At 38.7% G+C, this 25,998-nt stretch carries 21 protein-coding genes; 8 read left to right on the top strand and 13 right to left on the bottom strand.

The annotated features are described in order from the left end of the window. Positions 1–89 precede the first annotated feature (89 nt). The 3 genes from QZ562_RS04250 (at position 90) to ppx (ending at position 4,301) form a co-directional block, all read left to right on the top strand. Positions 90–596, top strand: coding sequence for an ACT domain-containing protein (locus QZ562_RS04250; RefSeq protein WP_293757247.1), 507 nt, complete (start codon positions 90–92; stop codon positions 594–596). Between the two features lie 89 nt (positions 597–685). Next, positions 686–2,767, top strand: coding sequence for a polyphosphate kinase 1 (gene ppk1 / locus QZ562_RS04245; protein ID WP_293757241.1), 2,082 nt, complete (start codon positions 686–688; stop codon positions 2,765–2,767). Continuing rightward, positions 2,760–4,301 (top strand): exopolyphosphatase, encoded by a 1,542-nt coding sequence (gene ppx, locus QZ562_RS04240; protein WP_293757239.1) that lies wholly within the window; start codon positions 2,760–2,762, stop codon positions 4,299–4,301. The genes ppk1 and ppx overlap by 8 nt, the downstream gene beginning before the upstream one ends. An 882-nt stretch (positions 4,302–5,183) precedes the next feature. Here the strand turns inward: ppx and QZ562_RS04235 are convergent. The 6 genes from QZ562_RS04235 to tkt all read right to left on the bottom strand — a co-directional run bounded on the left by QZ562_RS04235 (position 5,184) and on the right by tkt (position 11,384). Further along, a complete protein-coding gene (locus QZ562_RS04235; RefSeq protein ID WP_293757237.1) occupies positions 5,184–5,327 on the bottom strand; it encodes a hypothetical protein in 144 nt (47 codons plus the stop codon). A gap of 265 nt (positions 5,328–5,592) precedes the next feature. Then, positions 5,593–5,931 (bottom strand): hypothetical protein, encoded by a 339-nt coding sequence (locus QZ562_RS04230; RefSeq protein WP_293757245.1) that lies wholly within the window; start codon positions 5,929–5,931, stop codon positions 5,593–5,595. 114 nt (positions 5,932–6,045) lie between these two features. Beyond that, entirely contained in the window at positions 6,046–6,945 is a 900-nt protein-coding gene (locus QZ562_RS04225) for a fructose bisphosphate aldolase (protein ID WP_293757235.1), read from the bottom strand. A gap of 123 nt (positions 6,946–7,068) precedes the next feature. Next, positions 7,069–8,232, bottom strand: a complete 1,164-nt coding sequence (locus QZ562_RS04220; RefSeq protein WP_293757233.1) for a phosphoglycerate kinase — start codon at positions 8,230–8,232, stop codon at positions 7,069–7,071. A 30-nt stretch (positions 8,233–8,262) separates the two neighbouring features. Continuing rightward, positions 8,263–9,279, bottom strand: coding sequence for an erythrose-4-phosphate dehydrogenase (gene epd, locus QZ562_RS04215; protein ID WP_293757232.1), 1,017 nt, complete (start codon positions 9,277–9,279; stop codon positions 8,263–8,265). Between the two features lie 107 nt (positions 9,280–9,386). Further along, positions 9,387–11,384 (bottom strand): transketolase, encoded by a 1,998-nt coding sequence (tkt, locus tag QZ562_RS04210; protein ID WP_293757231.1) that lies wholly within the window; start codon positions 11,382–11,384, stop codon positions 9,387–9,389. 267 nt (positions 11,385–11,651) lie between these two features. Between tkt and metK the strand changes: the two genes are divergently transcribed. Next, complete coding sequence (gene metK, locus QZ562_RS04205; RefSeq protein WP_293757229.1) at positions 11,652–12,797, top strand: methionine adenosyltransferase; 1,146 nt, start codon at positions 11,652–11,654, stop codon at positions 12,795–12,797. Between the two features lie 187 nt (positions 12,798–12,984). Here the strand turns inward: metK and QZ562_RS04200 are convergent, their stop codons facing one another. Continuing rightward, complete coding sequence (locus QZ562_RS04200; RefSeq protein ID WP_293757227.1) at positions 12,985–13,188, bottom strand: hypothetical protein; 204 nt, start codon at positions 13,186–13,188, stop codon at positions 12,985–12,987. A gap of 282 nt (positions 13,189–13,470) precedes the next feature. On the opposite strand from QZ562_RS04200, the gene QZ562_RS04195 reads away from it, so the two are divergent. Further along, the gene (locus tag QZ562_RS04195; protein WP_293757225.1) at positions 13,471–14,271 is read left to right on the top strand and encodes a M48 family metallopeptidase; all 801 of its coding nucleotides are present in this window, start codon (positions 13,471–13,473) and stop codon (positions 14,269–14,271) included. A 56-nt stretch (positions 14,272–14,327) separates the two neighbouring features. On the opposite strand, the gene QZ562_RS04190 is transcribed toward QZ562_RS04195, so the two are convergent. Continuing rightward, on the bottom strand, positions 14,328–15,152 hold the full coding sequence (locus QZ562_RS04190; protein WP_293757223.1) for a mechanosensitive ion channel domain-containing protein: 825 nt from the start codon (positions 15,150–15,152) through the stop codon (positions 14,328–14,330). Positions 15,153–15,456: 304 nt separating this feature from the next. Here QZ562_RS04190 and QZ562_RS04185 point away from each other — a divergent pair, with 304 nt between their 5' ends. Beyond that, a complete protein-coding gene (locus QZ562_RS04185) occupies positions 15,457–15,627 on the top strand; it encodes a hypothetical protein (protein WP_293757222.1) in 171 nt (56 codons plus the stop codon). A gap of 129 nt (positions 15,628–15,756) precedes the next feature. Next, positions 15,757–16,485 carry a 16S rRNA (uracil(1498)-N(3))-methyltransferase gene (locus tag QZ562_RS04180; protein WP_293757220.1) on the top strand — a complete coding sequence of 243 codons (729 nt, stop codon included), beginning with the start codon at positions 15,757–15,759 and terminating at the stop codon, positions 16,483–16,485. Between the two features lie 494 nt (positions 16,486–16,979). Here QZ562_RS04180 and serA read toward each other — a convergent pair whose 3' ends face one another. The 3 genes from serA to QZ562_RS04165 form a co-directional block, all read right to left on the bottom strand. After that, a complete protein-coding gene (gene serA / locus QZ562_RS04175; protein ID WP_293757218.1) occupies positions 16,980–18,209 on the bottom strand; it encodes a phosphoglycerate dehydrogenase in 1,230 nt (409 codons plus the stop codon). An 837-nt stretch (positions 18,210–19,046) separates the two neighbouring features. Further along, positions 19,047–19,943 (bottom strand): WYL domain-containing protein, encoded by an 897-nt coding sequence (locus QZ562_RS04170; protein WP_293757216.1) that lies wholly within the window; start codon positions 19,941–19,943, stop codon positions 19,047–19,049. Positions 19,944–20,708: 765 nt separating this feature from the next. Next, positions 20,709–21,605 (bottom strand): histone deacetylase, encoded by an 897-nt coding sequence (locus QZ562_RS04165; RefSeq protein ID WP_293757214.1) that lies wholly within the window; start codon positions 21,603–21,605, stop codon positions 20,709–20,711. 177 nt (positions 21,606–21,782) lie between these two features. Between QZ562_RS04165 and QZ562_RS04160 the strand changes: the two genes are divergently transcribed. After that, positions 21,783–23,117, top strand: coding sequence for a M28 family metallopeptidase (locus QZ562_RS04160; protein WP_293757243.1), 1,335 nt, complete (start codon positions 21,783–21,785; stop codon positions 23,115–23,117). A gap of 91 nt (positions 23,118–23,208) precedes the next feature. Here the strand turns inward: QZ562_RS04160 and QZ562_RS04155 are convergent, their stop codons facing one another. Then, complete coding sequence (locus QZ562_RS04155) at positions 23,209–24,456, bottom strand: glutamate-5-semialdehyde dehydrogenase (protein WP_293757212.1); 1,248 nt, start codon at positions 24,454–24,456, stop codon at positions 23,209–23,211. After that, complete coding sequence (proB, locus tag QZ562_RS04150; protein ID WP_293757210.1) at positions 24,453–25,562, bottom strand: glutamate 5-kinase; 1,110 nt, start codon at positions 25,560–25,562, stop codon at positions 24,453–24,455. The genes QZ562_RS04155 and proB overlap by 4 nt, the downstream gene beginning before the upstream one ends. Positions 25,563–25,998: the final 436 nt, after the last annotated feature.

The following is a 25,998-nucleotide window of genomic DNA, read 5'->3' as shown; positions in this document are numbered from 1 at the left end:
CCTTACAACTAACAAAGAATGTATTAGGCTACTTAAGGGAGCATCAGGCTTTCATAATTTTAATTTTATTACAGAAATGTGACACTTATATGAAACCGTTAATATTTACTTTAGTAGGACAAGACAAACCCGGATTAATTAGCAATCTAGCCAAAACTGTTTACGGCATGGGAGGCAACTGGTTAGGCAGTAACTTTTCGCACATGGCAGGACACTTTGCTGGTTTTGTACAAATTGATTTACCCCTAGATAAACATCAAACACTTATCACACTCTTGTTACAGCATCCTGATTTAAAAATACATTTGTTAAGTGGTGTGGTTGAAGAGCCCAACGAGCCCCAACAAAAAGTACAAATCGAGATTACAGGTAATGACAAAACCGGTATTGTGCAAGAGCTAACACAAATTCTAAATCAATTTAACCTGAACATTGTTAAATTTGATTCTTACCTCGAAACAGCTCCTAATTGGGGTGGTTCGCTATTTAAAGCTAATGCTCTCATTAGTATTGCTGCTGATTTCGACTTAGAAAAATTACAAGAGTCTTTAGAAAGTATTGCAAATGATCTGATGGTAGACATTGAATTTCAGTAGTTATGTGAAAATTTATGTATGTAGCTGTCATTAAATTGTCACAATAGCCACACACCATTGGCGTATAAAACCCAAATAAAGAGTGAAATATGCCAGGTACCGTTAATATATATTATCCCAAAGAACTCAGTTGGTTATCTTTTAACCAACGAGTTTTACAAGAGGCGGCTGATGTAAACAATCCTATTATTGAACGTATTCGATTCCTTGGTATTTATTCAAACAATATGGATGAGTTTTATCGTGTTCGAGTGGCTGATGTAAAGCGCAAAATATATATTCACTTGAATGAAGGTGAATTTGAAGAAGCTGATCAAACAAAATTATTAATGGAGAAGATACAAGAGAAAGTCTTGGGTATGACCAAAAATTTTGATCGTATTCATTCCAATGTGGCGAAAGGATTAGCCAGATACAATATTTTTTTACTCGGTGAAGAAGACCTCAACGATTACCACACTCAATGGCTAAGTAATTATTTCAAGAATAAAATTTTAAGACACATCGCTCCTGTTTTACTGAACAAAAAGGTTAAATTAGTTTCCAGATTAAATGACTTTGCCACCTATCTTTATGTAGGGGTTCACAAGGATGACAAAGCTATTGCTTACGCAACCATAGAGGTTCCGAGCCAAAACATGTCACGATTTGTGGTTATACCGCCAGAAAAAAGCCGAAAAAAGAAGTACATTATTCTGCTAGATGACATTATCCGATTAAACTTGGAAACTATTTTTAAGGGGTTTATTGAGTTTGATTCTCTCGAGGCATTTTCTTTTAAAATGACCCGAGATTCAGAATATTCTTTGAATGATGAAATAGATGAAAGTTATGTCGATAAAATGTCAGAAAGCATGAAACAAAGATTGATTGCAGAGCCTGTTCGCGTGGTTCACGACAGCAGAATGCCCAGCGAAATGCTCAAGGATTTAAAAAAACGCTTAAAAATATCTTCTTACGATAGTCTCATCTCTAGTGGTCCTTACCGGAATTTTAAGGACTTTATTGGGTTTCCGAATATTGGCCGCGATTATTTAGAAAACCAAGAGTTACCCGCTCTGACATCAAAAGACTTTTCTGAATATGACACCGTATTTGACGCGATTACCGCAAAAGATATTCTGCTACATTACCCCTATCATCGTTTTTTGCATGTCACTGAGTTTATTCGACAAGCTGCATTCGATACCAGCGTAAAACACATCCGTTTAAATATTTATCGAGTCGCTAGCCAATCAAGGGTCATTAGCTCATTAATCGATGCGGTAGATAATGGTAAAAAAGTGACGGTAGTAGTTGAGCTTCGCGCTAGATTCGACGAAGAGGCAAACATTCAATGGTCTAAAAAAATGACCGACGCAGGTGTGCAAGTAGTCTTTGGTATGCACGCATTGAAAATTCACAGTAAATTATGCGTCGTCACTCGCGAAGAAAAAGGACAGTTAATTAAGTATGCTCATTTTGGTACCGGCAATTTCAACGAAAAGACAGCAAAGATTTATACCGATTTTAGTTTATTTACTCGTAATCAAGAACTCGCTAATGAAGCGGAAGCTGTTTTTACTTTTATTCAACAGCCCTACAGAAGGCAGAAATTTCAGCATTTACAAGTGTCGCCACTCAATGCTAGAACCAAAATTCAAGCCTTAATACGTCAAGAAATGCAAAATGCTAATGAAGGACGCAAGGCTGAAATAACATTAAAAATCAACAATTTAGATGACAAATTACTAATAGATGATTTATATAAAGCCAGTCAAGCAGGAGTTAAAATAAAAGCAATCATCCGAGGTATGTGTTCATTGGTACCCGGGGTAAAAGGTTTAAGTGAGAATATTAGCGTCATCAGTGTTGTTGACCGCTTTTTAGAACATCCAAGGGTAATGGTATTTGAGAATGCCGGAGACATTAAAATGTTCATTTCTTCTGCAGATTGGATGACCCGCAATATGGATTTTCGTATTGAGGTTGGATGCCCTATCTATGATGAAAATTTAAAACGCAGAATTATGGATATATTACACATACAATTTAATGACACACTTAAAGCCCGTGTTATAGACAAACAACAAACCAACCATTACGTGACCAGAGGCAATCGTAAGAACCTGCGCTCTCAAACTGAAATTTATCGTTATTTAAAAGCACTTGAAAAGGACCAAAATGTCTAAAACTAAAACTGCGTTTGATCCTACCTTCGATAACGTAGAAATAAGAGACTCTATTAAGGTAGCTGCGTTAGACATTGGTTCGAATAGTTTTCATCTAGTGGTTGCACGTATTGTCGCAGGCTCAGTTCAAATACTTCACCGGGTTAAACAGAAAGTACGCTTAGGAGATGGTTTAGGCACAGACGGCGCTTTATCTGAAGAGACGATGCAGCGGGGCTTAAATACTCTTAAAGTAATAGCTGAAAGTCTACAAGGTTTTGAGCCACAATGTGTAAGAGTGGTCGCCACCCATGCACTGAGAAAAGCGAGTAATGCAAAGGAATTTTTGAGAGCAGCAAAAGATGTATTTCCTTTTCCTATTGAGATCATATCCGGAGCAGAAGAAGCACGGCTTATTTATCAGGGGGTCGCCCACACCAATCACCAAGAAGGCCGACGCCTGGTAGTCGATATTGGTGGTGGTTCAACCGAATTTATCATTGGCGAGGGGTTTAATACTAATGTACTTCGTAGCCTTCAAATGGGCTGCGTCAGTTATACCAATCGTTTTTTTAAGCATGGTGAACTCAAACAAAAAGCCTTTAATCGTGCCATTACCAGCGCCCAACAAGAATTGGAGATGATCGATAAAAAATATAAACAAATTGGATGGAACACGTGTATTGGAACATCAGGTACCATCAAAATTATTATCGAATTAGCAGCTCAACTTGATAGTACAAATAGAGAAAACCATGTGTGCTTGACTGACTTGCTTACATTGATGAACTTATGCTGTGCAGCTGGTAATAGCAATGACTTGCAGATACATGGTCTAACTGATGACCGCCGTTCAGTTTTTGCAGCGGGTCTGGCTATTTTAATTGCAACGTTCAGAAGTCTGGATATTCAGGAGATGGAATTTTCACAAGACGCCCTTCGTGAAGGGGTTCTATATGAGATGGAAACCCATTTAACCCATCCCGATATCAGGCAGCGCAGTGCTGAAAGCTTAGCGACTCGTTATGACGTTGACGTGGAACAAGCCAAACGAGTGCTTGCCACTACTATGGAACTTTATCAACAGTGCAAAAAAGCATGGAAAATTGATAATGAAGAACTTAAAAATATGTTGGCTTGGTCTGCCTTGTTGCATGAGGTGGGTTTACAAATTAATACCAGAGGCATACAGCGCCACTCAGGTTATATACTACAAAATATCGAATTACCCGGATTTGGGCTAGAACAACAAAACTTATTGGCAACGTTAACCAGATTTTATCGTAAAAAAATTAGAGTGGCAGACATACCAGAATTCACTCTTTTAGCCCAGGATCAAGTTTATAGACTTATCGCATTATTACGTTTAGGCGTATTGCTTAACATAAAACGTCAAGACGACATTTTGCCCATTATTTTGCTTAAAGCAAATGGTGATACATTTCAGCTTCAACTTCCTGATGAATGGCTTGAGCAAAAGCCAGTATTTAGTGCGGATATTGAACGTGAAAGTAACTATATCCTAGAGTTAGGTTTAAAATTAAGCTACAAATGAAAACAACTTTTTATGTCATAACATCATCTAGACCACCTAAACTCTGATTAATCGGGAGACGTCAATATTAGTTGATAGAAGTGTAAATCACTTAAACTCTTTCCTGCCCAAGCTTAAACAACTAATTGGTTACCCAAGCCATAAAGTGACTGCTTCCAGCTGTCTTGGCCCATCATGGCAATTTCTTTCTAGGTTTTAAAATATGGCTATCGATATTGTGAGGTCTTACAATACAGTCATCTTTGTAGCTAATGTTTATCGACTGATCATTAACTGCCCATGAAAAACATCCTGCTCGGTTCAGCACTTAGTAAAAACAACGTTTAGAGCTCTAGTGAAGTGACTTTTATGGCTGGTGTTCTATAGCCATTTTGTGGACTTCGATAATAGTTATTGAGCTTGACCGGCGGATCACCCTACCAATTTCAATTCAATTTTTACTCGGCAATATTTTTATCTAACAAAATAAAATCTGTGTGTTACTGACTAAGCCAAACGACAAAAGATTAAATCTGAATCATGCACCAGATTAAAATATGGCTAAGGATCAATGAGAAGTGAGAAGTGAGAAGTGAGAAGTTTCGCTATAAACATTGTAACCAGAACCAACCAAAAAGCCTTCGACTACTATACTGTTGCTGCTTAATAAATATAACTCACAATCGGTAGTAAGTTGATCTCGTTTACAAATAACCAAGTGGTCTAATGTGACTTCCTCAACTAGGAGGTCGATATAACTAAAGCTTAAATCAGTCGAACACGGTCTTACTAAAAACGTTTAATCAGTAGAACGTTTCTCTGCAATAAACGTTGGTCAAAGCTTGTATGCTGTCCTTTGAGCTGATGAGGTGTCACCTTGCACAGGACTAGACTCTGAGTCAGCTAAACATCTACCAATAATGTTTTAAAACAACGATGTTTGCCATTGATTTGTTGCCAAGTGCCGTCTTTTAAATAAATGTCCAATAATGAAGCAGCAACACCGCACAATACATTGAGCCCTTGTTTATATACATACCCAATCATGTCATTGCTCCACTGCATAACAAAGACATGATTTATCATCAGCACCACAATATTAAAGAATAAAATAGTGATAAAAATAGTGATAAAAAAGTGATGAAATTGTTTATTCTGCGCGAACTGTAACGAAGTCTTAAAAATACAGATTGCCACATGACAACCTTAATCTATTCAGTATATTAATCAGCCGCCAAACATAATGCTATTGAGACTACTTGTTTACTGTTTATTGGATGCTCCCTTGTTATTTGTACAATTAAAGACTTAATTAGCGGCCAAGATATTGATCAATTAAGATTGATAATTTGTCTTGTAGGTGCTCTTCAAAATCGACAAGCTCTTTCCCAAACACCCTCAGATATTTCTCAGCCTTGTCATGATCGAGACGTTTATTATTAGTTTTGTATTCTGCTTCGAGCAAGGATTTATCATAACGAGGCGTAATGACCCAGCGTATAAAATCCGAATCTAGTCCAGCCACTTCTTTTTTGGCAAATTTACAAAAACCTTCAATATGATCAATGCCATCAGGGCCTAAACATCCGGGTTCAACTCTAAATGTCACTGTAAGTTTTTTATACATAGGTAAGGGCAGATCATGGATCATCTTTTTTAGTTCTCGTCCATCTAAGGTCAAAAAATAAATAATAGCCTAATCGTTCCGATCTTCCGAGCAAAAAAAGTCAAGCATATGCTCGACCAATGTCATCACAGAATATAACTATGTTTTTGAGGCTTGATAAATGCTTTCAATAGACGTATCCATAGTTGCATCAAACTCAGTATCACTTTGTTTAGCACTGAGTCCCTCAGATAATGCACGGGAGAAACTTGCAATCATGCCATTATTTTCTGTCAATCTGTTATTCGCTTCTTCTCTTGAATATCCGCCAGATAACGCGACGACTTTTAACACTTTAGGGTGCTCAACCAAGTCTTGGTAAAAGTTAGCCGTCTCGGGTAAGGTCAGTTTCAACATCACTTGTTGATCGTTTGCCAGACTGTCTAGGTGTTTAAGGATCGAAGCTCTAAGTAAAGTTTCAGCTGCTGCTTTTTCAGGACTATAAATATCCACTTCTGGCTCAATAATTGGCATTAGGCCCGCAGCTAAAATTTGTTTAGCCACTGTAAACTGCTGCTCAACCAAATCATCAACACCTTGTACATTAGCCAACTTAACCACTGAACGCATTTTAGTCCCGAACACATTTTGTAGGTTAGCTTTGGCTAACAAGTTATCTAAATCAGGTATCACTTTTAATAACTGGGTACCATTTACTTCAGTTTCTAAACCTTTGTCAACTTTCAAAAAAGGCACAACTTGTTTTACATTCCATAAATAACTAGAGGTGCTTTGGCCTTGAATGTTCCTATCAAGGGTGTTTTCAAACAAGATCGCTCCTAAAACACGTTCTCCGTTAAACACACTGGAGGTGATAATACGGGTCCGCATGTCATGTACTTTGGTGAACATTTCTTCGTCACCTTGATACTCAGTCTCATCTACACCATACAAACCTAAAGCTTTAGGTGTACTGCCGCCGCTTTGATCAAGTGCAGCAATAAATCCACTTTGTTTTTTAACTTTTGCAAGCATATCTATTTGTGTTTGTGATGCCATGTGCAACATTCCTTTTTATTATGTTGAAGCTGATGAGCATAACGGCTCGTGGGGTTAAAAGTATTTAATAGAGAGCTCAAGCTCTTCTCGTTATTACACTTTACAATGTTTTACACCGATTAACTATTTTGACGCTCTGGCTTCTAACATCGCAACGGCAGGTAACACTTTGCCTTCAACAAACTCAAGAAACGCACCACCACCGGTAGAAATGTAAGAAATTTTATCACTCAAATTCCATTTATCTATCGCTGCAAGCGTATCACCGCCACCCGCTATTGAAAACGCATCGCTATCAGCGATGGCTCGAGCCACCACTTCTGTGCCTTTAGCAAAATTATCAAATTCAAAAACGCCACAAGGGCCATTCCATAAAATAGTCTTTGCACCTTTCAATACTGATGCTACATTTTCAGCAGTTTGAGGGCCGTAGTCCATAATTTCTTCGTCGTCTAATACTTGGCTTACATTTTTTATCACAGCCGGTTCTGACTCATTAAAGTTTTTGCCAACACGCACATCAACAGCATCTGGTATATCTAGGGAGTTCATTAAACGTTTAGCTTCTGGGATTAAATTAGCTTCATGTAACGACCGGCCAACGTTATGACCACGGGCTGCAATAAAGGTATTTGAAATGCCACCTCCCACCACAAGTTGGTCAGCAATTTTAGATAAGGCATCTAATACGGTTAATTTTGTCGATACTTTTGAACCGCCAACGATTGCAACCAAAGGACGTTGTGGGTTATTTAACGCTTTACCTAAGGCATCAAGCTCACCGGCGAGTAAAGGCCCAGCACAAGCTACAGGAGCGTACACACCGACACCATGGGTTGAGGCTTGGGCGCGATGGGCAGTCCCGAAAGCATCCATTACATATACATCACACAATGCAGCATATTGCTTAGCAAGTGTTGCATCGTCTTTCTTTTCGCCAACATTAAAGCGTACGTTTTCTAATACCACCACTTCCCCATCATTGACGTCTACAGCATCTAAGTAATCTTTCACTAACCGAACTTTCAAGTTGGTTTTTTCTTTTAGATAATTGACTATGGGTAGCAACGAAAACTCATCTGCAAACTCGCCTTCTACAGGTCGACCTAAATGTGACATAATCATCACTTTAGCGCCTTGCTGTAAAGCAGCTTCGATAGTGGGCAATGAAGCACGAATGCGAGCGGCAGAGGTCACAACACCATCTTTGACTGGTACATTTAAATCTTGGCGTATTAATACTCTTTTACCGACTAAATCAAGCTCGGTCATTTTCAATATAGACATATTTTACCTTGTAATTAATAACTTCTGAATTTAGCTTTCATTTGTATTGAACATCACTATTGCAGTATCAATCATTCTATTAGCAAAACCCCACTCGTTGTCACACCAGACTAAGGTTTTAACCAATTGTTTATGGCTGACGCGCGTTTGGCTGCCATCTACTATGCAAGAATGCGGATCGTGGTTAAAATCAACCGATACTAAAGGTTCTTCAGTATAGTCTAAAATACCTTCTAAACGACCTACTCTCGCGTCTTTCAGAGCTTGGTTAACCTCATCAATGCACACATGTTTTTCTAACGTAACACTCAAGTCCATTGCTGTAACGTTGATAGTAGGTACACGCACCGCTATCGCTTCAAACTTGCCAGCAAATTTAGGTAAAATTCGTTCTATCCCAACCGCTAACTTGGTATCAACAGGAATAATCGATTGGCTGGCTGCTCGAGTAAGTCGCAAATCAGTATGGTATGCATCGATGACTTGTTGGTCATGCATTGAAGAATGTATAGTGGTTATGGTTCCACTTAATACGGTAAATGCATCATCCAACACCTGTATTATTGGCACAATGCAATTGGTTGTGCACGAGCCACTAGACACAATAAGGTCGTCAATTTTTAACTGGTGGTCATTGATCCCATAAATCACCGTTGCATCCATATCCGATCCACAAGGCTGAGAGAACAACACTTTTTTGGCACCCTGATCCAAATGTGCTTGACCAGCCGCTCTGTCATTATTCACACCCGTGCATTCAAGTACCAAATCAATATCGAGTTGCTGCCAAGGAAGAGCAGCGATATTTTCATGCTGCAATAGCTGAATTTTATCACCAGCCACAATTAGGTATTTTTCTTGTAAATCGACAGAAAAACCAAAGCGCCCATGGGACGTATCGTATTTGAGCAAGTGTGCAATGCCTTTTGGCTCGGCTAATTCGTTGATTGCCACAACTTTAATGTCAGAATTACGTCCACTTTCATATAAAGCTCTCACAACGTTGCGACCGATACGGCCAAAACCATTAATTGCAATTCGTAACATAACACTCTTTAATTTGATTTAAGGTGAGCACCCCCACCTAATACTTCTACTATTAAACACCTTAGAACAAAGGCGCTAATAAACGCCTTTGGGTATTGAATAAGCTTTTACTTTAAGCCTTTGGCAGCTTCAACTACTGCTTCTGTAGTGATACCAAAGTATTTCAACAAGGCAGCACCCGGGGCAGATTCACCGAAGGTGGACATACCAACTACAGCGCCATCAAAACCGACATACTTGTGCCAAAAATCAACATGAGCAGCTTCGACCGCTACGCGCTTAGTCACAGCTCGTGGTAACACAGACTCGCGATAATCAGCATCTTGCTTATCAAAAACTGTGGTACTTGGCATAGATACAACACGCACTGCCTTACCCTCCGCAGACAATTGTTCAGCAGCTTCAACAGTGATCCCTACTTCAGAGCCTGTGGCAATTAAAATGACTTCAGGGGTACCGTTACAATCTTTTAATATGTAACCGCCTTTAGAGACATTGGCTAACTGCTCGGCATTACGCGTTTGAGCAGGTAAGCCTTGACGACTGAAAATCAATGCCGATGGACCATCTTTACGCACAAGCGCTGATTTCCATGCAACCGCAGTTTCTGCTGCATCGCAAGGGCGCCATGTCGCTAAGTTTGGAGTAAGACGCAAGTTGGCTACTTGCTCAATGGGTTGGTGAGTAGGCCCGTCTTCACCTTGACCGATAGAGTCATGGGTATACACAAATATATTTGGAATGCCCATTAACGAGGCCATGCGCACTGCGTTGCGCGCGTATTCCATAAACATTAAGAAAGTAGCGCCAAATGGACGGAAACCACCATGTAAACCAATACCATTCATGATGCCACTCATACCAAACTCACGCACACCATAATATATATAGTTACCGCTAGCATCATCGGCTGAAATACCTTTGGTACCAGACCAGATGGTAAGATTAGAACCAGCTAAATCTGCTGAGCCACCTAACACTTCTGGTAGCAAAGTAGCAAAAGTTTCTATCGAGTTTTGTGAGGCCTTTCGGCTGGCCACATTTTCAGATTTATCTTGCGATTGCTGGATAAATGCATCCGCTTTTTCAGTAAAATCAGCAGGTAGCTCACCAGCCAAACGACGAGTTAGCTCTGCTGCAAGTTCTGGGTATGCTTGTTGATAGGCAGCAAATGTCTCATTCCAGGTTTGCTCTTTTTCTGCGCCAGACACTTTTGCATCCCAACCAGCATAAACGTCAGCCGGAATTTCAAAAGCAGCGTGAGGCCAGTTTAGAAAATCGCGAGTGGCTTTAATTTCTTCCTCACCTAAAGGTGCTCCATGACTGGAGTGGCTTCCTGATTTGTTCGGTGAACCAAAACCTATAACGGTTTTACAACAAATTAATGTTGGCTTAGATGTTTCAGCTTTGGCAGCTGTAATCGCATCGGCAACAGCTTGAGAGTCGTGTCCATCGACATTGGCAATGACATGCCAGCCATACGCTTCGAAACGAGCGGGAGTATTATCGGTGAACCAACCTTCAACATGACCATCAATTGAAATACCGTTGTCATCCCAGAATGCGACTAATTTACCTAAGCCCAATGTGCCTGCTAATGAACTCACTTCGTGAGAAATACCCTCCATCAGACAACCATCGCCTAAAAAGCAATAAGTGAAATGATCGACCACATCAAAATTTGGTTGATTAAACTGCGCAGCTAAGGTTTTTTCAGCAATAGCCATGCCCACTGCATTACTTAATCCCTGTCCCAGAGGTCCAGTAGTGGTTTCAATACCCGGTGCATAACCATATTCTGGATGTCCTGGAGTTTTAGAATGCAACTGACGGAAATTTTTTAACTCTTCAATAGGTAATGCATAACCGGTTAAATGTAACAACGAATAAATAAGCATCGAGCCATGGCCATTAGATAAGACAAATCTATCTCTGTTGGCCCAATCTGGGTTGCTTGGGTTATGTTGCATATGATCTGCCCACAACACTTGCGCTATATCTGCCATACCCATGGGAGCACCTGGGTGACCTGAATTAGCTTGTTGAACAGCATCCATACTAAGGGCGCGAATGGCGTTGGCGAGTTCTTGACGTGATGAAGACATGTGTTCTCCTGACTGATCCAATAATTATGGCTTTCCGTAACTCGAAATTACAGTTACCTAAGATAGCTGTGTATTTTGTATTAGCTAGCATCTAACTGCAATGCTAAATCCATTATGAATAGTCATTTGTATATGACTTTTTTTTACAGCTTAGTAGAATAACAATAACAGACGTTTGGACGTCTAGAAGTAAATACTGGTATTTTATATTTGAATAGTTAAAATACACTAAATTTTTATAATGACTTTTTAAATCAAGGCCCTTTTATGACCTCACATCTCTTTACTTCTGAATCTGTCTCTGAAGGACACCCTGATAAAATCGCAGATCAAATTTCTGATGCCGTTTTAGACGCCATTTTGACCCAAGATCCAAAAGCTAGAGTGGCCTGCGAAACCTTTGTCAAAACAGGTATGGTGTTAGTCGGTGGCGAAGTCACAACATCAGCTTGGGTAGACATTGAAGAGATTACCCGTAAAACAGTCAGAGAAATAGGTTATGTACATTCGGATATGGGGTTTGATGCAGACTCATGTGCCATATTAAATGCTATAGGCAAACAATCTCCTGATATCAACCAAGGCGTTGACCGTTCTTCTCCAGAAGAACAAGGAGCAGGCGATCAGGGTCTAATGTTTGGTTATGCTAGTAATGAGACAGATGTATTAATGCCTGCGCCTATTACTTATTCTCATCGCTTAGTTAAACGCCAGTCTGAAGTACGTAAAAATGGCACTTTGAAATGGTTACGACCAGATGCAAAAAGCCAAGTCACTTTTATTTATGAAAACAATCAACCCGTAGCGATCGATGCAGTAGTGTTATCAACGCAACATGATGAGAGCATCAGCACAGCTGATCTTCGCGAAGCGGTTATGGAAGAAATAATCAAACCTGTATTGCCTGAAAAATTTTTGAGTAAAAAAACTAAATATTTTATTAACCCAACAGGTCGGTTTGTCATTGGTGGACCGATGGGTGACTGTGGTCTGACAGGACGTAAAATTATTGTCGACACATACGGGGGTATGGCAAGACATGGTGGTGGTGCATTTTCTGGAAAAGATCCATCAAAAGTTGATAGATCAGCCGCTTATGCTGGACGTTACGTAGCAAAAAATATTGTAGCCGCAGGACTTGCAGATAAATGTGAAATTCAATTGTCATATGCCATTGGCGTTGCAGAACCGACATCCATCAACATTGATACTTTTGGTACGGGTAAGGTTTCAGATGCATTATTAGTTAAATTGGTGCGTGACAACTTCGAACTAAGACCATACGGACTGATCAAAATGCTTGACCTTGAGCGACCTATTTATCAAGCAACAGCTGCTTACGGGCACTTCGGCAGAGAAGATTTTCCTTGGGAAAGAACAGATATTGCTGAACAGCTCAAAGCAAGTATTTAAACAGATTCGTTCAGAACAAATACAGCCTTAAATTTAGTCTATATTTGTTCTGTTTTAATTAAAGCTGTGGATATTCTATCGCAGCTTCCTCTCAGACACTCGTTGGTTCTAATTTAATTCGTGCGTCAGAGTCCACTCTTATACTTATACTCATACTCATACTCATACATTGTCCTTTTTAAGCTGCTTATTCTTCTACAATCACACTAACAAGATCACCATTCAATGCTGCCAGTTGGTATTCATAACCATTGTCTTTAACCTCAAACAAAGTAGTGAGTAGGCCACCAAATAATCCACTAATAACACCTCCAACAAACATATTCTGGCGATTACCACTTGCGTTATCGAGTAATCCATCCACCGTAACTATTGCAGCGCCCTGACCCACATATGGCTTCAGTTTAAGTTTCTCAACGTTTTCACCTCACGCACAAAACGCTGTAACAAATTTTTTTTTCATGATGATCGACTTAGTTTGAATTGGCACATGCAGATGGGAAACAGCATCCTAATATTGTTGAAGCAACAACATAGAATTTGTAGATATTAGTTTTATCTTAAAAATTTATTAATGAATGAATAAATTAGCTGTTTTGAATTGAACAGGAGCTTAATCGATTAACTAAATCGGGTATAATAAACTTTCATTTAGACTAAACGAATAATTTCCATGCGCCAAAATCATTACTTGTGCTTAATTTTTGTCATCACTATCTTTGTTTCATCATGTGCTAAATCTCCTTTAGGGCGCAATCAACTTAAACTCTATTCAAGCTCTCAGTTGGCAGGTATGGGCGAACAGGCTTTTGCTGGAATGAAGACAGAACAAAAAATTTCCAGTCAACCAGTGTCAAATCAGTATGTGAAATGTATTGCCGATGCTATTACACAACATGTACCAAAATCAGTTTTTACAGGTGATTGGGAGCTGGTGGTATTTGATTCACCGCAAATTAATGCGTTTGCCTTGCCAGGGGGTAAAATTGGGGTGTACACAGGGTTAATTGAACTCAGCGAAAATCAACATCAGCTTGCTGCTGTTATCGGCCATGAAGTGGGTCATGTGATTGCTGAACACGGTAATGAGAGAATGTCGAGTAGTGCTTTAATTGGTGCGGGAATGAAAGTCACTAACCAGTTGTTGGAAACAAATGAAATTGCTAGTAGTAATATGATCATGGCTGGTTTGGGTTTAGGTGTGCAAGTTGGCGTACAATTACCATTCGGGCGCACTCATGAATCAGAAGCTGATTTAATTGGACTAGACCTTATGGCTAAAGCAGGCTTCAATCCACAGCAGTCGGTCAATTTATGGCATAACATGGCTAAAATCGACGGTGACAATCGTCAGCCAGAGTTTTTATCAACGCACCCTTTGCCTGCAACTCGTATACAAAATTTAGCTAACAATATGCCAAATGCCATGAAAGGTTATCGTTTGGCAAAGAACAAGCCCAATTGTAAAATTTAATTAAAAAAAATAAAAAAATGCCGCTAATGGCGGCATTTTTTTTACAATTAATTACACTAATCATTCTTATGGACATGTACATCCATTTGCGGAAATGGAATGCCAATTCCTTCGGAGTCAAAGCGTAATTTAACTGCTTCTGTATAGTCGAACTTAACGGCCCAAAAATCAGCGGATTTCACCCATGGTCTCACCACAAAATTAACACTGCTTTCGGCCAACTCAGAAACAGCAACTGTAGGCGCTGGGTCTTTTAGAATGCGCTCATCTGCTGCTACCATTTCATTTAAAATTTCCTTGGCTTTTTTTAAATCACTGTCGTAGCTAATACCTACTACCATATCTACCCGACGAGTTGCATTAGCTGAAAAATTTGTGATGTTGCCACCGTAAACTTTACCATTTGGTACAATGATTTGCTTATTGTCAGGTGTCGTCATGATGGTAGTAAAAATACTAATACTCATAACAGTTCCCATTTCTCCACCCGCATCAATAAAATCACCGGACTTAAAGGGTCTAAATACAAGTAACATCACACCTGCTGCAAAGTTCTGTAGAGACCCTTGTAAAGAGAGGCCAATAGCTAAGCCCGCAGCACCAAAAATAGCAACCATTGAGCTTGTGTTTACACCCAGCTTATCTAACGATGCAACAATAACAAACAACATAAGAATCGAGTTAACAATAGCTTTGATGAAATCAATCAACATCTCGTCATACTTTGAACGAGCCATCACTTTACCAAAGACATTAACTAAGATACCCACAGTAAACTTACCAATAATGTATATAGCAATAGCCATTACAATATCAATTCCCCAAGGAATAATATAAGTATCCATGACCTGGGACATTTGTTCCGTATTAAATCTGAACATTTTTCACTCCAACATTTTAATAATTAAGAAGCATGTTTAACAGCATGCCGGAATTCACTGCATTATCACCATGAATAAAAGGATAAGTTAATCAATAAGGTAAAATCCAGCTTTAATAAACTTTTTAACTTAGTTCGGAATGTTTAAAAAATAACATCAATTTTATAACTCCAGCTAATTTATTTACTCCTTAAAGCTATAACACACTTATTTAGTCAAATTGGTAGACTTGAATTTCAAAAAAAATTGATGCTATAATAATTCGAGGGCTATTTGGTAGTCTGATATTTCAAAGGAATTGAAAATGATATTAGTTTGTTTATTAGTTATGTCTTTAGTGTTTCTTTTAGTTTATTCGATGTCTGGAGAAAATGGCAAAAACACTAAATTCGCTCGAAGAGGCGTTTACGCCATAGCCCAAGAGCAAAAGACTGCTCACCCTATTGACACCTCGGAAGGAATTGAAACTAATTGAACAATAATTCAAAGTTAGGTGGAATTAAACCATCCGCCTATACTTAATATTTTAGTTATTTATCTTCTTATACCTTCTTAAACTTCACCGTGTTGATACCATTTATAAAATTATGTCTAAGTAACGAAAATGCGTCTTATCAGAATTTATTATCCTTTTACCTTATCCACTGACAATTATGTCACATTGACTGATGACGCGACTAATCATATAGCCAATGTTTTACGAGCAAAAACTGGGCAAGCCGTAGTGCTATTTAATGGTGACGGAAATGAATATAGTGCTCAGCTTTTTGAAGTCGCTAAACGTAAAGTAGTTGTTCGCGTTGACTCAAAAATTTCTATCAGCATAGAATCACCATTAAGTATTCATTTGGGACAAGGAATTTCTCGAGGCGACAGAATGGAATGGGTGATCCAGAAGTCAGTTGAATTAGGCGTAACTGAAATTACTCCTCTTATCACTGAACGGTGCGGTGTTAAGCTGAGCAATGAAAGATGGTCAAAAAAACACGAACAATGGCAAAAATTAGCTATTGCAGCTTGCGAACAGTGTGGCAGAAACGTACTACCAGTATTGCATGCGCCCAGTTTATTTAGTGACTGGGTAAACTTATCAACTAACCAGGTCCGCCTCACACTTCACCCAAGAGCTGAAAAAGCGTTTAGACACGTAGCTATGCCTCCAGCGGGTGCCAAATTATTAATAGGCCCCGAAGGTGGTTTCTCAGATAAAGAAATTTACCAAACTGAACAAAATGGGTTTCAGACTATTCAATTAGGACCAAGAGTGCTACGTACAGAAACCGCTGCAATCACAGCCATATCAGCTCTACAGGCAATACACGGAGATCTATAGACATCTGAGTATATTGTTATTAATAAAAATATTTTGATTTAAGTATTAATCTGCATAGCTAATATTTATTTTCGTATCAGCTTTTATGTGCTGAATGAATGTGATGACCAATATTGAGTAGGCATCATTAAAAAAACAATAACCTACCCCAGCATATTGAAAGGACAATATTGGTATTGTCATTATTGATACAAAATGATTTTGCATGTGAATAAACCATCTTTGCCCCTTGCCAAAAACACTAAAAGCTATTTGCTTTGCATGCATATCTGTATCAACAACATAATGAAGCAACTTCTAGGAACTATAAATAGTTGGTCTAAATTGGATCTCAATTAGGTATAGTTAGATAAAATGGGTATCACAGAGACAGTGTTTCCAATTCTGTTTGTTACTCGTCTATTTATGTGCTTAATATTTCATCACTCGTCAATAAAAATGCCACCTAAATTGGCAGGCATTTTCATAATTTGGTGTTGGAAATAGTAAATAAACTAATGCAATATCCTTGTTTTGATTGTGCCGTCAATTTTTTGAAGTTGCTCGAATGCTTCTTCTGCATCATCAGTTTCAACATCAATCACCACATAACCAATATTTGCATTAGTTTGTAGGTATTGAGCAGCAATATTTAACCCTTTTTGAGCAAATGCTTGGTTTATTTGTGTTAGTACACCCGGTGCATTTTTATGAATATGCAATAAACGTGAGCGCTCAGTTTGTTCAGGCAAAGATACTTCTGGAAAATTAACTGCTGACAACGTCGAACCGTTATCACTGTACTTGGCAAGCTTACCGGCAACTTCGATACCAATATTTTGCTGGGCTTCTTGAGTACTGCCTCCTACGTGAGGAGTCAGAATAACATTATCAAACTGAGTCAATGGTGATTCAAATGGTTCGTCATTAGACTTCGGTTCCACTGGGAATACATCAATCGCTGCACCAGCTAACTTTCCACTTTTTAATGCATCAACCAAAGCATCAATGTCAATGATAGTGCCTCTGGCAGCATTTATTAAGATTGCACCATCTTTCATCATACTTAACTCTTTGGCACTGATCATATTTTGTGTTTGTACTGTCTCAGGCACGTGAAGAGTGACTACATCTGAAGTATTTAACAATTGTTTTAAGGTTTTAGTTTGTGTTGAATTACCTAAGACTAATTTATTTTCAACATCAAAAAACTGCACTCGCATTCCAAGATGCTCAGCCAAAATACTTAATTGGGTACCAATGTGTCCATAACCAATAATACCCAAGGTTTTGCCACGCGCTTCAAAAGAGCCCACTGCACTTTTATCCCAGATGCCCTTATGTGCCTTGGCATTTCTGGCTGGCACGCCACGCAAAAGCAAAATAATTTGAGCAAGCGCTAACTCTGCCACTGAACGTGTATTTGAAAAAGGCGCATTAAAAACAGGTATGCCACGTATTTGTGTAGCGACCAAGTCAACCTGGTTAGTACCAATACAAAAACAACCTACCGCCACTAATTTACTAGCAGCGGCAATTACGTTCTCATTCAGCTGTGTTCTGGAACGGATACCAACAAAATGCACGTCTTTAATCTTGGCAATCAGTTCATCTTCTGGTAATGATGTTTTCAGGTACTCAATATTTTCATAACCACTGGCATGAAGTGTATCCAAGGTACTTTGATGAAGACCTTCAAGTAGTAATATTTTGATTTTTTCTTTCGGCAACGATACTTTGCTCATTATATTCCCACGTGGCAGTTTAATTTAAGACATCTGGACGTCTATTTGATGGAGAAAATAGCAGAAATCGACTTACATATAAAGCCAATTGTGACTTAAGCCATATTAAAAAAGTGGATTTATAGTTATTGTTTATATACAAAATGTTTAATCATTTATTTCACTACCAGCCATATGGGCTTGAAAAGTTAGCAAGCGTTGCCAAACAATGGATTCTATTATGATAAAAGCATTAATTGTAAATCGTTTTATAAAACCATTCACTCAGAACAATGATTTTACCAATGACAGACCACAGAAGTCTATTTAATCAATATCACATTACTTCTGCGTCATTTATCCACATATCATCCTAGTCACTTGCAGCTAAACGCGATGCAGCAATCCGTCAAGATGATAGTTATGTATCAGCACTAAGCTGTTTTTTTTACAACAGTCAAAATGTCAATCAATTCAATTACCTTTCTTGTTTTACTAAACCGACAGCTTAATTATTGATTGTCAATAATTGGTTATTTAGTATATTCAAGAAACCGAAAAATACTTGTCAAGATGAATACTTTAGACTGAATCAAAACTTGATATTATTTTTTACGATACGGATGTATTAGTCACAAATCGCGATCAAGTAAAAATTAAATCTGGCATACATGCTTATCTATTTATCTAGAATATTATTTTATGTTCAAACGTTCATCTCAACACAATGGCCTTGTGATATTCCCACTGATATAAAAATCCGACCCATAAATCATCAAATGTGTCTTATCAAATGTGTCTTAGATAACGTCATCACAATTTGCAGATGCCGAATGCCATTGAATAATTCAGATTAGATTAGGAAACTAATAAAAAATTGTCAATCAAATTTAATACCTCGGGGTTAGCAAGTGCTAACTGGAACCCTTGGTCGTTTTTAATATGGTTAGTTGAACAATCCACTTGCCATTGCCTCAACACATAAGCCGCAACGGCAGCTCTAAGTTGTATTGAAAGCATCCCATCCGACATATTGTAATCCATCTCAATCGCCTTTGACTGCTTAATGTTGGGATGAGGAATAAGTATAATATTCACAATTTGTTGCCATTGCTGATCATATGGGCTGGCTTCGTGCACATGCACAGGCCCTTGCAATAAATCAATAAAGGTAAAACGAGTAAATACAAAATCACGAAAACGATTGCCTTTGCGATCATAAGCACGCACGTGCCAACGATGACCATTGTTGACAATTGAATGTGGTACTAAGGCGCGTTTTGTTTCACCTGATGATACTGATACATAACCACACCTGACTGCTTGTTTATTGTGAATTGCCCGCATAATACTGGCAATGATAGCGACATTAGGATGTATCAGCCTGACCGCATCGAAACATTGCTCAGAAGGTTGTACACCAGTGGATATACCGTTACCAAATCCACGACTCAAGGAAGTCAAAATAACCTCAGGATCGTGTGTAAATATTGGCTGAAAGTTGTCTGTGCGGTAGTAATTTTTTGTTTGATGTCGCAGAATGAGATTGGATGGGACAAGCTCCTTATAAGTACTAAAGTCACGTGTACTTGCAGCTAGCCCCGTTTTAAAACGCTTGATAAGATCGTTACGAGCAACATGCCCAAAAAACTGTAAACTAAAATCAATGAATGCTAAACGATCTTTTTGAGCATGAGTTAATTCTGCTAATTTTTTATCTATTTGTAATGCATTTAAATTATTCTGATATTCCACTAGGATAGACTCGTAATAACTAGTTTCTAGCAGATTAGATGAGTTTTACATGCAATGCAATCATTATGATTACACCTTTCTTTGGTTAATTTCCCCTTCAAATCAAATATCATGGCATTAGTTACTGTGTTCGAAATAAAGAACGTGTGCGGATCAAATTTTATCTAAAACGTAAATACTAACTTCTGTAAAGCTCAGAATCATGATTTACGATGACAAACACGTTAAACAAAATGCAATACACGTATTTAAGACAACTTTTAACTATATTTAAAAAACTAATCTTTGAATAAACACAAATATGGCTAACCTAATCAAAATCTTAAAACATAATAGTACGATAAAAATATATTAATCAACGCTTTTACTAAAATTAGGTATCCGCTGAGATAGGTGCTGACAGCACAACAAACTCTAGTTGATAACACTAGTTAGTAAATAATCAGTCGATAAAATTCAATAAGTGATTAATCACATTACGATGTAATTTGTTTAAAACACTGCGGACATCAAGGTTTTTATTGACTCCTAAAAAATTTTAACAGGTAAGAACCTCATTTTGACAAACTGGCACACTGGCACACTGACAACATCCTGCAACACGTTTAGTCTTTAAAAATGCAGCAGATTGATATTGTTTCAACTGACTATTTCGATAATAATTTTTGGTCATTGTTTCAGTTAAGACTAAAAAATTTTGGCCAAGTCCATTGCTTAGCCGGAAGACACCGAGTCAAAATATGTCTAAATATATGATTATTGTGGTTATATCACTCCTGCGGCTTTGTATAACTGAAGGTGCACATCTACTAACGCATTTATATTTCGTTGATATCCACCGCCTATTACCGCCGCGACAGGCAAACCCTTTTGTTTACAAGTATCAAAAACCAAACGGTCTCTTTGGTATACCCCTTCAGTACTGATGTCTAAATGCCCTAAATCATCATCTATGTGAATGTCTACCCCAGCATCATAGATCACTGCGTCAGGTTGATAAGTGTTAATAGCCAAATGCAAAGCACTGTCGACTGTTTCTAAATATTCAGTGTCTTGTGTTCCTTTCATTAAGTTAAAGTCCATATCTGATTGTTGTTTACGGTGTGGAAAATTTTTCTCACCATGGATCGATACAGTATAAATTTGCAGATTATTTTCGGCTAACTTCGCAGTACCGTCACCTTGATGCACATCACAGTCGAAAATCAGTATTTTATCGATATTAGGATTTTGTAGCATGGTCAAGGCGGCTAAATATAAATCATTAAATAGACAAAAACCTGATCCGTAATTTGCAAATGCATGATGATAGCCCCCTGTCAGATTTAGCGCTTTACCATGCTCCAAGGCCAATTTAGCGGTTAACACCGTGCCACCCACTGCCGTTAATGAACGCTGAATAAGTTGTGCCGACCAAGGGAAACCGATACGCCGCATTGCTTTAGCATCTAGAGTTCCGTTAACAAGATGTTGGATATATTGCGGATTAAATACTTGCCGTAAGTGTTCTGGCGAAATGGGTGCTGGTTCATTAAAACAATTATCTGCAACACCCTTAGCTGCCAAACCATCTCGGATCCCTTGGTACTTTTCAGTGGGGAAGCGATGTCGTGCAGGCAAGTCGAGTTGACTATAAATGGGGTGAAATACTAATGGGATCATAATGTTACTCGATTGTTACTGCAAGGATAATGAATACTAATAATGCACAATATCAGTTCAAAACACGTTAAAGTATTTCAAATTAATAAACGAACCATTTAGGAACAGATTGTGAGAACACTTCAGCCAACAATATATCCCTTCTTGTATATTTTTTTATATGCATTTTTATTTTTTATTTTTGCCTCAACAACGCAAGCACAAGAATTAAAGTATCAGGATCAACAGCAATTACATGATATTCAGCGACAAGTGTCTGCAGAACGTATTGAGAAAGATATTCGTAAGTTAGTTAGCTTTGGCACACGCCATACTTTGTCAGAAACACAATCTGAAACTCGCGGTATAGGTGCGGCAAGACGCTGGATCAAGTCCGAGTTTGATAATATTTCTAAAGCTTGTGGTGGCTGTTTAGAAGTGTACTTTCAGTCACAAACTATTCAAGATGAAAAACGTATTCCTGATGCGACTGAAGTCATTAGTGTCATTGCTGTACAAACAGGTGCCACTGATCCTAACCGTTACGTCATGATGTCTGGTGATATCGACTCACGCATCTCAGATGTGATGAATTATACCGATGATTCACCGGGTGCCAATGACAATGCTTCTGGTGTTGCCGGCACACTAGAGGCAGCGCGTATACTTAGTCAATACAAGTTTAACGGCAGTATCGTTTTTGCGGCTTTGGCAGGTGAAGAACAAGGTTTATTCGGTGGAAAAATACTAGCTGAAACAGCGAAAAAAGATGGATGGCGCTTAAAAGCAGTTTTAAATAATGACATGATTGGCAATATTTCTGGGATCAATGGCGTGATCAATAACACTACGGCCCGTATTTTTGCCGAAGGTACTCGCTATACTGAAACTGATGCTGAGGCACGTAACCGCAGGTATACAGGTGGCGAAGTTGACTCCCCTAGTCGAAATTTGGCACGTTATATCGATTTGATGGCTGATCGCTACATTCCTAACTTAGATACGATGGTTGTTTACCGTTTGGACAGATTCGGTCGCGGCGGTCATCATCGCCCATTCAATGATTTAGGCTTTCCTGGAGTGAGGATCATGGAAACCAACGAACATTACGAACGTCAACATCAAGATTTACGAGTTGAGGATGGTGTGACATATGGCGACACCATAGACGGTGTAAATTTTGATTATGCAGCAAAACTTACGTCCTTAAACGCAGTATCGCTAGCATCTATGGCATGGGCTCCCTCTCCACCGGCAGAGGTAACCATAAAAGGTGCAGTCCAACCAAGCACCACATTGAGCTGGGAGGCGCTAGACAAAGACCAAAATAAACAACTAGCTGGATATAAAATTTATTGGCGATACACCGACGCACCGCAATGGCAGTTCAGTAAGTTTGTAGGCGACGTTACCAACTATACTTTAGAAAATGTGGTGATAGACAACTACTTTTTTGGTGTTGCCAGTGTCAATCAAGAAGGTTTTGAGAGTCCAGTTGTGTTTCCTGGCGCGGCAGGAGCTTTTGGGGAATAATAAAACAGGATCAGAAAATCAGACTTTAGAAACAAAACAGAGTGGTCTTTTAACTCACTCTGTTTTTATTAATGCATATGAGTTATTTTAACTAAGCACGTATTTGGCCGTTGCCCATAACCAAGTATTTCTCGGTGGTCAGGGATTCTACTCCCATAGGGCCATATGCATGCAACTTGGTTGTAGCGATACCAATTTCTGCACCTAATCCGAGTTCACTACCATCAGAGAAGCGTGAAGATGCATTTACCATCACCACAGAAGCATCTACAGAACGTTGAAAACGCTTAGCTGTTAATTCATTTTTAGTACAGATAACTTCAGTATGATGACTTCCAAATCTATCAATGTGTACCATAGCTTCATCAGCACCATCAACAATTCGAATAGCAATCTCCAGGTCTAGGTATTCCTGACCAAAATCGTCTAGCCCTAAAACAGTAGCATCGCTAAAAAATTGGCTAGAATCGACACAAGCATTTATTTTCACCTGTTTTTCTATGAGTCTTTCTGCAACTTTAGGTAAAAATACCGCAGCAATTGATTTGTCTACCAGCAAGCCTTCAATCGCATTACACACCCCAGTTCGATGAGTTTTACCATTAATTAACAAGTCTAACGCAACATTTAGGTCAGCATCTTTGTCTATAAACAAATGGCAGACCCCTTTGTAATGCTGAATAACAGGTATTTTACTATTATCAGTTACATAATTAATCAGGCCTTCACCACCTCTTGGGATAATCACATCAATACTGCCTCGCTGCTGCATCAACTCAAACATTAAGTCACGGCTAGGATCAGGTACAACTGTAATAAGCTCTTCAGGTAAATCAAATTTTGTTAGTACATCTTGTAGAACTTGTGCGATGGCTAAACTAGAAGTTAGTGCCTCTTTACCGCCACGTAAAATAACGGCATTGCCTGATTTAAAACACAACGCACCCGCATCTGCTGTCACATTAGGTCTTGCTTCAAAAATCATGCAAACAACACCAAGAGGTACTCGCATCTTGCGAATTTGTAATCCATTAGGACGTTCACTAACAACTCGTTCAGCGCCAACCGGGTCGGCCAAACCAGCAATAACTTCGATGCCTGATGCCATTGCTTCAATTCTTTCATCATTTAAAGTGAGCCTGTCAATCATAGAATGGCTCAGGTTATTTTGTTTTGCTTGAGCCAGATCCTGTTTATTGGCTATAAAAATACTTTGTTTTTTCTCACGTAAAGCCTCTGCCATAGCAGCTAATACTTGGTTTTTAACCGATTCTTCTAAAGTGGCTAATATTTTGGATGCTTTTACCGCGCCTAATGTTAGCGTACTAATTAAGCTCATAAAGTCTCCTCCAAAAGGGCAACATTTTTGTCTGAAATAATAGGTCCTGTTTGCTCTTGATAATCATTAGCAAGGTTTTTATCATCTTGACTCGTAATGAAATTCAACAAACAACTGCTGTAATTTGATTTAGCTTTTGCCAACTTAGTGCCGTCATGTTTACGTATTAATATTGTATCACCGACAGCAAATTCACCACTGACTCCGACCAAATCTTCACTGGTAAGCTCTTCACTGTGTGCATCTAATTTAGTGGTAAAGTCATCTTCAACGATGACTTCACCCTGTGCGGTAGATGTGTGTGTCATCCAGTGCAAGTGCTCTTTCATAGGAGAAGGGTCTGACGAGAAATGGGTCCCTGGATTTTCGCCCTTTAATAATTTATCAAATGATAAGTCAGTAAAGCCATTAACTATAAATGTATCAATGCCGTGAAGCGTCGCTTTTTGAGCTGCTTCTACTTTTGTTATCATACCGCCTGTGCCAACTGCACTTGTTGCACCATCAGCCATAGCAAAAATATCAGCATTTATTTCAGAGATATTCGGAATTAGTACAGCATCATCGTGTTTATTGGGATTTTTGTTGTACAAGCCGTTAATGTCAGAACAAATGATCAAGGCATCGGCGTCAGCGGCAGCAGCGACTATCGCGGATAAATTATCATTGTCTCCTACTTTTAACTTATCGGTTACAATGGTGTCATTTTCGTTAATAATCGGCAGTACATCATGTTCTAACAACGTAAATATGGTCTCTCTGACACTTACATAACGTTCTCTGTCACGCAAATCACAACGAGTTAACAACATTTGTGCAGTTGGAAAACAAAATAACTTATCCCAGGTCGCCATCATTTCAGCTTGTCCAGCTGCAGCCATGGCCTTTTTGATTGCTATAGTCTGTTGTAATTCATCTGGAAACAAATGTGAACCTGCAGCAACAGAGCCTGATGATACTAACACCACCTCGATACCTTGATTACGACAGCTCACGATAAATTGTGCAATACCTATCAAATATTGACTACTACAGCCTTTTCCATGTGGTGCTATCAAAGCACTTCCAACTTTTATGACAATACGTTTCCATTCTAATTTATTCATGTGAATAATTATTTACCTTGCGTCATTAAACGCTTAAATATTAATTTAGGCATGAGTGCCTGTTTTACTAATTTATTTCGTTAATTTATAAGTTTATTTTGTTGAAAAGCCTAGTTCGTCAGGGCTTGTTTTCTTGGTGGGTAAAGCTTGTGGCTTTGGTGCTTAAGTACCAATTATGCTGTTGAATATTGGTATGTTGTTCGAGGAGTATGCTTCTGGTCTTTTGTATTAGCACTACTAGCAACTCCAAAACTACCATTAACTTAAGGCAAAAAGATTGACCGACAGCAGAAAAGATTTCTTGGCTGTTGCTCGAACTATTGTTGACCTGTAAAGTTTCTGATTGATTTAGGGACTGCATATTAACCTTTAGATATGTGAACTAAAATAACGTAGTGGACTAATAATTCGTATACTAACTAATTTTTCATTGAAA

Origin of the sequence: uncultured Paraglaciecola sp., assembly GCF_913058035.1 — a bacterium.
Taxonomy (GTDB): Bacteria; Pseudomonadota; Gammaproteobacteria; order Enterobacterales; family Alteromonadaceae; genus Paraglaciecola.
This window is presented reverse-complemented; position numbering and strand designations above follow the sequence as displayed.

Coding starts and splice junctions, on each gene's coding strand:
- tkt (WP_293757231.1), bottom strand. CDS start 11,384: ATGTCTTCATCACGTCAAGAACTCGCCAACGCCATTCGCGCCCTTAGT.
- QZ562_RS04220 (WP_293757233.1), bottom strand. CDS start 8,232: ATGTCTATATTGAAAATGACCGAGCTTGATTTAGTCGGTAAAAGAGTA.
- serA (WP_293757218.1), bottom strand. CDS start 18,209: ATGAGCAAAGTATCGTTGCCGAAAGAAAAAATCAAAATATTACTACTT.
- epd (WP_293757232.1), bottom strand. CDS start 9,279: ATGTTACGAATTGCAATTAATGGTTTTGGCCGTATCGGTCGCAACGTT.
- QZ562_RS04185 (WP_293757222.1), top strand. CDS start 15,457: ATGATATTAGTTTGTTTATTAGTTATGTCTTTAGTGTTTCTTTTAGTT.
- QZ562_RS04165 (WP_293757214.1), bottom strand. CDS start 21,605: ATGATCCCATTAGTATTTCACCCCATTTATAGTCAACTCGACTTGCCT.
- QZ562_RS04250 (WP_293757247.1), top strand. CDS start 90: ATGAAACCGTTAATATTTACTTTAGTAGGACAAGACAAACCCGGATTA.
- metK (WP_293757229.1), top strand. CDS start 11,652: ATGACCTCACATCTCTTTACTTCTGAATCTGTCTCTGAAGGACACCCT.
- QZ562_RS04190 (WP_293757223.1), bottom strand. CDS start 15,152: ATGTTCAGATTTAATACGGAACAAATGTCCCAGGTCATGGATACTTAT.
- ppx (WP_293757239.1), top strand. CDS start 2,760: ATGTCTAAAACTAAAACTGCGTTTGATCCTACCTTCGATAACGTAGAA.
- ppk1 (WP_293757241.1), top strand. CDS start 686: ATGCCAGGTACCGTTAATATATATTATCCCAAAGAACTCAGTTGGTTA.
- QZ562_RS04225 (WP_293757235.1), bottom strand. CDS start 6,945: ATGGCATCACAAACACAAATAGATATGCTTGCAAAAGTTAAAAAACAA.
- QZ562_RS04230 (WP_293757245.1), bottom strand. CDS start 5,931: ATGATCCATGATCTGCCCTTACCTATGTATAAAAAACTTACAGTGACA.
- QZ562_RS04195 (WP_293757225.1), top strand. CDS start 13,471: ATGCGCCAAAATCATTACTTGTGCTTAATTTTTGTCATCACTATCTTT.
- QZ562_RS04155 (WP_293757212.1), bottom strand. CDS start 24,456: ATGAGCTTAATTAGTACGCTAACATTAGGCGCGGTAAAAGCATCCAAA.
- proB (WP_293757210.1), bottom strand. CDS start 25,562: ATGAATAAATTAGAATGGAAACGTATTGTCATAAAAGTTGGAAGTGCT.
- QZ562_RS04180 (WP_293757220.1), top strand. CDS start 15,757: ATGCGTCTTATCAGAATTTATTATCCTTTTACCTTATCCACTGACAAT.
- QZ562_RS04235 (WP_293757237.1), bottom strand. CDS start 5,327: ATGATTGGGTATGTATATAAACAAGGGCTCAATGTATTGTGCGGTGTT.